This is a genomic window from Rubrivirga litoralis, from assembly GCF_031846415.1.
Lineage (GTDB): Bacteria > Bacteroidota > Rhodothermia > Rhodothermales > Rubricoccaceae > Rubrivirga > Rubrivirga litoralis.
The window spans coordinates 1-5,291 of record NZ_JAVRHT010000066.1; the positions used below are offsets into that span (position 1 = coordinate 1).

At 73.5% G+C, this 5,291-nt stretch carries 5 protein-coding genes; 1 reads left to right on the forward strand and 4 read right to left on the reverse strand.

What is annotated here, in order from left to right:
* Window positions 1-183 precede the first annotated feature (183 nt).
* The gene (locus RM540_RS15935) at window positions 184-2,925 is read left to right on the forward strand and encodes a M16 family metallopeptidase (protein ID WP_311665951.1); all 2,742 of its coding nucleotides are present in this window, start codon (window positions 184-186) and stop codon (window positions 2,923-2,925) included.
* Between the two features lie 112 nt (window positions 2,926-3,037).
* On the opposite strand, the gene RM540_RS15940 is transcribed toward RM540_RS15935, so the two are convergent.
* The 4 genes from RM540_RS15940 to RM540_RS15955 form a co-directional block, all read right to left on the reverse strand.
* The gene (locus RM540_RS15940; RefSeq protein WP_311665953.1) at window positions 3,038-3,232 is read right to left on the reverse strand and encodes a hypothetical protein; all 195 of its coding nucleotides are present in this window, start codon (window positions 3,230-3,232) and stop codon (window positions 3,038-3,040) included.
* Window positions 3,233-3,347: 115 nt separating this feature from the next.
* The gene (locus tag RM540_RS15945; RefSeq protein ID WP_311665955.1) at window positions 3,348-3,878 is read right to left on the reverse strand and encodes a DsbA family protein; all 531 of its coding nucleotides are present in this window, start codon (window positions 3,876-3,878) and stop codon (window positions 3,348-3,350) included.
* A 96-nt stretch (window positions 3,879-3,974) separates the two neighbouring features.
* The gene (locus RM540_RS15950) at window positions 3,975-4,550 is read right to left on the reverse strand and encodes a thioredoxin family protein (RefSeq protein ID WP_311665957.1); all 576 of its coding nucleotides are present in this window, start codon (window positions 4,548-4,550) and stop codon (window positions 3,975-3,977) included.
* Between the two features lie 141 nt (window positions 4,551-4,691).
* Window positions 4,692-5,291, reverse strand: a 600-nt coding sequence (locus tag RM540_RS15955) for a PaaI family thioesterase (RefSeq protein WP_311665959.1), incomplete at its 5' end; no start/stop codon positions are given.

Below are 5,291 nucleotides of genomic sequence, written 5' to 3' on the forward strand. Positions count from 1 at the left end.
CACGGGCGGGGCGGGGTGCCACGGGCGGGGCGGGGTGCCGAGGGCGGGGCGGGCGCAACAGACAACCACCCCGCCCGTAGCGCCCGACCGCCGCCACCCCGCTCCCGCTCCGGTCACACCGGAAGGGCTTCCGCGGGCGGGGCGGCCGCAAGTATCCTGCCCCTACACAATCCCGCCCCGCCCATGCGCCTGGCCACGCTCGCCGCGCTCGCCGTCCTCCTCGCCCCGCTCGCCGCGGCCCAGGACGACCCGCTCGCTGGCCTCCCCGAGATCCCCTACGAGACGTTCGTGCTCGACAACGGGCTCACGCTCATCGTCCACGAGGACCACAAGGCGCCCATCGTCGCCGTCAACGTGTGGTACCACGTCGGGTCTAAGGACGAGCCCGACGGCAAGAGCGGGTTCGCCCACCTGTTCGAGCACCTCATGTTCAACGGGTCCGAGAACTTCAACGACGACTACTTCCAGGTCTTGGAGCGCGTCGGCGCGACCGACCTCAACGGGACCACCAACCCGGACCGGACCAACTACTTCCAGAACGTGCCGACCGAGGCGCTCGACGCCGTCCTGTTCATGGAGTCCGACCGGATGGGGCACCTGCTCGGCGCCGTCGACCAGGCCAAGCTCGACGAGCAGCGGGGCGTCGTGCAGAACGAGAAGCGGCAGGGCGAGAACAACCCGTACGGGATGACCCGCCAGCTCGTCAACGACGCGACCTACCCCGAGGGCCACCCCTACGACCACACGACGATCGGGTCGATGGAAGACCTCAACGCGGCCTCGCTCGAGGACGTCCAGGAGTGGTTCCGCACCTACTACGGCCCGAACAACGCCGTCGTGGTCGTCGCCGGCGACGTGACGCCCGAGGTCGCGCTGGAGAAGGTCGAGCGCTACTTCGGCGACATCGAGCCCGGCCCGCCCGTGGCCTCGTTCGAGCGCTGGGTGGCGCCGATGGACGGCGACCGCCGCCAGATCACGGAAGACCGCGTGCCGGCCGCCCGGATCACGCGCGTCTGGAACGTCCCCGAGGTCGGCTCGACCGACGCCAACCTCCTCTCCGTCGCCGCCTCGGTGCTCGCCTCCGGCAAGACGTCGCGGCTCTACGAGCGGCTCGTCTACCGCGACCAGATCGCGACCGACGTCTACGCCTACGTCAACACGGGCGAGATCGGGAGCCAGCTCACCATCGTCGCGACGGCCCAACCGGGCGCCGACGTCGCGGCCGTCGAGGCGGCGCTCGACGAGGAGATGGCGCGGTTCCTCCAGACTGGCCCGACGCAGGCCGAACTCGACCGGGTCCAGACCGGGATCCGGTCCGACTTCGTCCGCGGCGTCGAGCGGATCGGCGGGTTCGGCGGCAAGAGCGACGTGCTCGCCGAGAGTCAGGTCTACCTGGGCAGCCCCGACGCCTACCGCGCAGACCTCGCCGAGGCGCTCGCGGCCACGCCGTCGCAGGTCCAGGACGCCGCCCAGCGCTGGATGACGACCGGGAGCTACACGCTCGTCACCGTCCCCCGCCCCGAGCTCTCGGCCACGGCCTCGGCCGTCAACCGGACGGCCGGCGTGCCGGAGCCCGCGGGCGGCGTCCCCGCCGTGACGTTCCCGGACCTCCAGCGGCGGACGCTCTCGAACGGGCTCGACGTGGTGCTCGCCGAGCGCCACGACATCCCGCTCGTCGAGATGCGCCTGATCGTCGACGCCGGCTACGCGGCCGACGACCCGGCCCGGCCCGGCCTCGCGAGCCTCACGATGGACATGATGGACGAGGGGGCCGCCGGGCTCGACGCGCTCGAGATCGCCGAGCGCGAGGCGGCGCTGGGCGCCGAGATCGGGACGGGCGCCGCGATCGACGTGCTGACGGTCTCGGCGTCCGCGCTCACGGCGAACCTGGCCGAGACGCTCGACCTCATGGCCGACATCGCGCTCCGGCCCGACTTTCCGGCCGCCGACCTGGAGCGGCTCCGCCAGCAGCGGCTGGCCCAGATCCAGTCCGAGAAGTCGCAGCCGGTCGGCCTCGCCATCCGCGTGCTCCCGGCCAAGCTCTACGGCGAGGGCCACGCCTACGGCCTCCCGCTGAGCGGGTCCGGGACCGAGGCCGCCGTCCAGAGCTTCACGCGCGACGACCTCGCCGCCTTCCACGACACGTGGTTCCGCCCGAACAACGCCACGCTCGTCGTCGCCGGCGACGTGACGATGGACGCGCTCGTGGCCCAGCTCGAACGGCAGTTCGCCGGCTGGGAGCGGGGCGACGTGCCAGCCAAGAACGTGGCGACCGTCGAGCAGCCCGAGCCCCGGGTGTACCTGCTCGACCGGCCCGGCGCGCAGCAGTCGATCGTGATGGCGGCCCACCTCGCCCCGGGCCGCGACGACCCGAACGACCTGGCGACCGAGACGCTGAACACGCTGTTCGGCGGCAGCTTCACGTCGCGCGTCAACATGAACCTGCGCGAGGACAAGGGCTGGAGCTACGGCGCCCAGTCGCTCCTGCTCGGCGCGCGCGGCCAGCGGCCGTTCCTCGTGTTCGCCCCGGTCCAGACCGATAAAACGGGCGAGTCGATGGGCGAGATCGTCCGCGAGCTCCGCGATGTCGTCGGGGGCCGCCCCGCCACGGCGGCCGAGGTGGCGCAGGCCAAGGCCGGCCAGACGCTCACGCTCTCGGGCCGGTGGGAGACGCTAGGCGCGCTGGGCTCGTCGGTGGCCGAGATCGTCCAGTACGACCTCGACGACGACTACTACCAGCGCTACGCCGGCGAGATCACGGCGCTCGACACCGAGCGCGTGGCGCGCGCCGCGCAGTCGCTCGTCCGCCCGGACAACGTGGTCTGGGTCGTCGTCGGTGACCTGTCTGAGATCGAGGCGCCCGTGCGCGCGCTCGACCTCGGCCCGGTCGAGATTATCGACGCCGACGGCAACACGGTCCGCTAAAGGCGCCACCCGGCCCCGCGTCCGCCCCGCCCGCGACTCACGTGGGCGGGGCGGTCTGTGTCGTGCGGGCGGGGCGGTCGGGCGGGCGCCGCCCCGTCCGTGCTAGCCGAGGCTACCGGACCCGCCGGTCGCCGGGCGACGCCTCGGGCCGCCGCGTCTTGGTCACCGACAGCAGGATGCCCACGCCGATCATCGCGACGCCGCCGGCGCCGATCCAGGCGGCGGGCACGCCGGCCAGGTGCGCGCCCATCGCGAGGCCAGCGGTGAGGACGAGGAAGCCGAGGAGGTAGGCGGCGGTCGAGGACATGGGCGGGGTGGCGTAACGGGGGGTGACGTGTGACCGGCCACCCCGCCCGACGGCTCCCGCCCCCCCGTCCACCCCGCCCGAACGTCGTGTTTGCGTGACACGGGCGGGACCCGCCCTACGCCTCGGCCTCCTGGAGCGGGCGGATCACGCGGTCCACGAGCGCGTCTTCGAGCGCGTCCTCCTCGTACCACACGTTGTCGATCCAGAGCCCGAGTGTGGAGCGGACGCCCGAGCGGACGCCGGCCCGCTTCTGGGCCAGCACGGGCGCCGCCCCGCCCTCGTCGTCGAGCGCCGCGCGGACGGCGGCGCCGTCCAGCCCGAGCGCCTCGGCGTGGCCGACGAGTTGGTCGGGGCGGAGCTGGAGTTGGTGCGCGTAGAGCCGGTCGTGGAACGGCCAGAACGCCCCCTGCCGCCCGGCCGCCTCGGCCGCGACCGCCGCCGCCAGCGCGTGCGGGTGCGAGCGGACCGGGAAGTGCCGGAACGCGAGCCGAACCCGGTCCGGGTGCCGCTCGCGGATCTCGGTCACGATGTCGTAGACGTCCTTCGAGTACGGGCACTCAAAGTCGCCGTAGTGGACGAGGTGGACGACGGCGTCGTCGGGACCCGTGACATGATCGTCGGGGCCGATGGGTGGGTCGAGGGGCACGGGCAGAATGTTGTGACGGCCCCGAGGGGCGGGGTGGAACCAGAAGACGAGAGCGGCCGCCCCGCCCGGAGGTTCGGGCCGGGCGGGGCAGGCACCTCAGGCGACGCGCCCCGCCCCAGAGGCCTGCTCGACACGTTCCACGACCTCCATAACCGTTGTCCGCCCATGGTCGCGGGCGTACCATTTGCGGACCTCGCGGTAGCGGTCGCTCGGCTCCATCTCCTTGCCCGGCCCCATCACCCACGCCTGGAGGTCGACCGGCCGCGGCCCCCACCACGCGCGTTCGACGCCGTCGCCGTCGAGGACCAAGACGACGGGGATCGAGCGGCTGGTGCCCGTCAGGTGCTCGTCCATGAGGTCGAGGTTCTCGTCACGGGCGAGCAGCCGGAGGTCGAGGTTCGAGACGGCGTCCGCAAAGGCGGCCAGCACGGGGACCGTGTTGGCGGCGTCGCCGCACCAGTCCTCGCTGAGGACGAGGAGCCGCCACGTCCCGAGGGCGCCCTCGGCGCGGTCAGCGAGGTCCTGCGGGATGCGCGCGCGCGAGTAGTTCTGCTCCCACAGGCCGACGTTGTCCTCGGCGGTCGGGAGAAACTCGGCGAAGGTCTGCGCGCGGTCCCAGGCGGCCGAGCGGTCGGCGCCGATCGTTTCGGTGAGGGCGGGCGGGGTGGGCATAGGTCGGGGGGCGGAGTCCGAAAGCAACGCCGAGCAGACGGCGCGCGGTTCCGCCGCCTTACCCCGCCCCGCCCCCGCCGTCGGGCGGGGTGACGAGGGCGCAGGGCCGGCGTCGGAGACCGAGCCGGGGCGTCCCGCCTCCTACGCCCCCCCGCCCTTCGCCTCGCGCCCCACCCGCTCGACGGCCTCGTCCAGGTTCTCCGTGCTGATTTGGACGAACAGGCCCGTCGCCTCGCACACGACGCCGCCGTCTGGGCCGCGGAGCACGGCGCGGACCGGCGTCTTTTTGCCCACGGCCGGCTCGACCGCCACCTCGGCCGTCACGACCGTCCCGAGCGGGACCATCGCGCGGAAGTCGACCTCGATCCGCCCCGCCACGACGACGCGGCCCGTCGCGAGGGCGGCCATGCCCATGGCCTCGTCGAGGAGCGCCGCGAGCGCGCCGCCGTGGACGTGCCCCGGCGGCCCCTCAGCGCCCGGGCCGAACCATGCCCGCGCCCACGTCCGCCCGCCGCCGGCGTAGTAGCGGACGCGGATGCGGTCGCCGTCGTCGGACGACACGAACGACCGCGTGCCGATCATCTCCCAGAACGGGATGAGCGGGGTCCAGGACGGGTCGGAGGCGGACAGGTCGGGCGCGTTCAAGGCGGAAGGCGGAAGGCGGAAGGCGGAAGGCGGAAGGCGGAAGGCAAAGTGCACCACCCCGCCCGCGGCGTTCGCCGGGCGGGGCGGAAGACGGCT

Bases quoted from the DNA above. Each gene is read 5' to 3' on its own strand.
- RM540_RS15940 (WP_311665953.1), bottom strand. From the start codon at position 3,232: ATGTCCTCGACCGCCGCCTACCTCCTCGGCTTCCTCGTCCTCACCGCT.
- RM540_RS15950 (WP_311665957.1), bottom strand. From the start codon at position 4,550: ATGCCCACCCCGCCCGCCCTCACCGAAACGATCGGCGCCGACCGCTCG.
- RM540_RS15935 (WP_311665951.1), top strand. From the start codon at position 184: ATGCGCCTGGCCACGCTCGCCGCGCTCGCCGTCCTCCTCGCCCCGCTC.